Source organism: Agromyces sp. Soil535 (assembly GCF_001428255.1).
In the GTDB taxonomy this organism is placed as follows: Bacteria; Actinomycetota; Actinomycetes; order Actinomycetales; family Microbacteriaceae; genus Agromyces.
Genome location: NZ_LMRW01000020.1, coordinates 1 through 2741, shown reverse-complemented (window position 1 = coordinate 2741; position 2741 = coordinate 1). Strand labels below are relative to the sequence as shown.

Genomic DNA, 2741 nt, shown 5'->3' with positions numbered 1-2741 from the left:
AGCAGAGGCCTGACGGCGGCCCAGCGTGCCCGCACCCGTGAGAGATCCGTCGACGTACACGTCGAAACGTCCCAGCAGCTCGATCCTGACGTCGGGCATTAGAAGTCGATCTGCGGATGCTCCGGGGACCCGCTCCCCGGGGCATCCGCTCGTGCGCCCGCACCGGCTGCGACCGGTTTGGCGAACGCCCTCGCGTACTCGTGGGCGAATCGCAGCGCGTCACGGCGCGACATCGCGCGTCCGCGGGCCCGCCCCGCCTCGAACTCGGCCGCGCCCTCCGAGGCGAGCACCCGCTCGACGATCGGCCCCGAAGTGGGGTAGGTGCGCTGGTCGAACCGTCCCGTGCGCGTCCGCAGCATGTCCACCGCGCCGAGGAGCACCCCCGCCTGGTCGAGGTCGCCGAGCACGATCGCACAGGCGGCCAGGCCTTCGACCGCGTTCCCGACCCCGTCCTCGTTGCCGAGGCGCAGCGTGAGCTCGAGGTGCCTGGCGAACAGCTCGGGGCGGGCCTCGCCGAGGGCGAGCCGCGCCCAGCCCGCGTTCGTGAGCTCGATCATCTCGACGAAACGGTTGCCCATGCGCACGGCGTCCTCGATGACCCCGTCGTAGATCGCGAGTGCATCGCGGGCGCGCCCGCGCAGGAACTCGATGCTCCCGAGCTGGCCGCGGAACACGGCGTTGAAGGTCGGGTCGACGTCGGGGGTGACCAGGTCGAGTGCCCGCCGCTGCAGCTCCTCGGCGCGGTCGAGATCCGGGGTGGACGACGTGGCGCAGGCGACGCCGAGCACGGCCAGCGCCGCGCCCTCGCCGAACCGGTCGCCGGCGTCGCGGAACAGTTCGACCGCCTCCTCGAGCGGCTCGGGGTCGACCGGTGTACCGGGCTGCGACAGCGAGACCCACGACGACAACGTGATCGCGATCGCGCGGGTGCGCGGTGAGAGCGGCCCGCCGGCCTGGAGGAGATCGTCCATCCAGGCCTTGGCCGTCGGCAGGAGGTTCCGGATCCGCCAGTAGAGGCGCAGTCGCCACACCGCGTCGGCGACCGTATCGACCTCGCCGACGGCCATGAGGTAGAGGTAGCCCGCGCGGACGTTGTCCCGTTCCGCCGCGAGCCGTTCGACCGCGGGCTGTTGGGTGGATCCGTGAAGCATCGGCTCGACCTCGGAGGCGAGACGAACGTAGTACGCGGCATGCGCGTGGCGCACCAGCGCATCATCCATCTCGTGCGCGAAGCGGAGTGCCGCGAGCTCCCGGACCGGGGCCAGCATGGAGAAGAAGGGTGTGCCGCCGACGTCCCGCTGGCGCAGCAGGCTGCCGTCGACCAGCTCGAGGAGCGTACCGAGCAGGTCGACGGCCCAGGGTTCGCCGTCGGCCACCGCCTCCACCGCATCGAGGCTGAAGTCGCCCGTGAAGACCCCGAGGCGCACGAACAGGGCACGGGCGAACGGGCTGAGCAGGTCGATGCTCCACTCCACGGTGGCCCGGATCGTCCGCTGGCGTTCGGGGACGTCACGGCCCGACGTCACCAGCAGGGAGAGCACGCGGTCGAGTTTCGCGAGCATGGCCGACGGCGTGAGAACCCGGATGCACGCGGCGGCGAGCTCGATCGCGAGCGGCACGCCGTCGAGCGCCCGGCAGATGCCCGCGACGTCCGCGGCGTTCTCGGCCGTCAGGTCGAACCTCGAGTCCGCGGCGTGCGCTCGGTCGAGGAACAGCCGGACCGCCGGCGCGTCGGCGATCTCGGCGAGCGACACCTCGCGCGGATCGATCGGGAGGGCCAGCGGCTCGACGTCGAAGACCTGCTCCGCGTGCACCCGAAGCCTGGCCCGACTCGTCACCATGACAGCGGCATCGGGAAGCGCGGCGAGCAGTGACGCGACGTCCGGTGCGTCGCCGATAACCTGCTCGAAGTTGTCCAGCACGAGGAGGTCCCTTCGCCCCGTGCGCGCGAGCGCGAGCCGCTCGAGGGTCGGCACGCCGATGTCGTCGCGAACGCCGAGCTCGAGCGCGACGGCCGGCAGAACGCCACCGGGCTCGCGGACGTGCTCGAGGGCCACGAACGTCACCCGGTCGAACCGGTCGCGGGCGAGCCGGGCGGCCTCGATCGCGAGACGGGTCTTCCCGATCCCGCCGGGACCGACGAGGGTGACGAGCCGCCTGGGGTCGTCGCCGCCTAGCCACTCGAGCAGCGTGCCGAGGTCGGTCTCGCGGCCGAGCACCTCGTCGGGCGACGGCGGGAGATGGTCGGCCGCGTCGTCCGCGCGCGCGTCGGACGTATCGCTCAGAGCATCCCGGGCGCGCGAGGCGTCGAACCGCTCGGCATCGTCGAGAAGTTCGTCGATGAGCGCGACGTACCGCTCCCGACCGGGGAACGGCGCCTCGGCGTCGTCGCGGTGCACGGGCGGGGCCGGCTCGTCGGCGAGGGCACGGGCCCTGAGCCGTTTCGCCTCGTCGCTCGGTGCCACGCCGAGCTCGTTCCGCAACGCACGGTCGAGCCGCTCGAACTGCCGCAGCGCCGCGTGTCGATCCCCGCCGGCCAGGTGTCGGCGCATGACCTCCAGATGAGCGTCCTCGTCGCTCGGATCGAGTACGACGAGCTCCTCCCAGCGCTCGGCGAGGCGCAGCAGCTGCAGGTGCAGGTCGGCGAGGTGGTTGCGTGCGGCGTCCACCCACTCCTCGTAGCGGTCCTGGGGCAGGAGCTCCCCCCGGTAGATCGAGAGAGCCATGCGGGCGGTGGCCGT

The 2741-nt window shown here is 72.3% G+C and carries 1 protein-coding gene; it reads right to left on the bottom strand.

The genetic code is table 11. The features are described from left to right. Positions 1-98: 98 nt before the first annotated feature. The coding region (locus ASG80_RS13070; protein ID WP_056731399.1) for a BTAD domain-containing putative transcriptional regulator at positions 99-2741 on the bottom strand (2643 nt) is incomplete at its 5' end.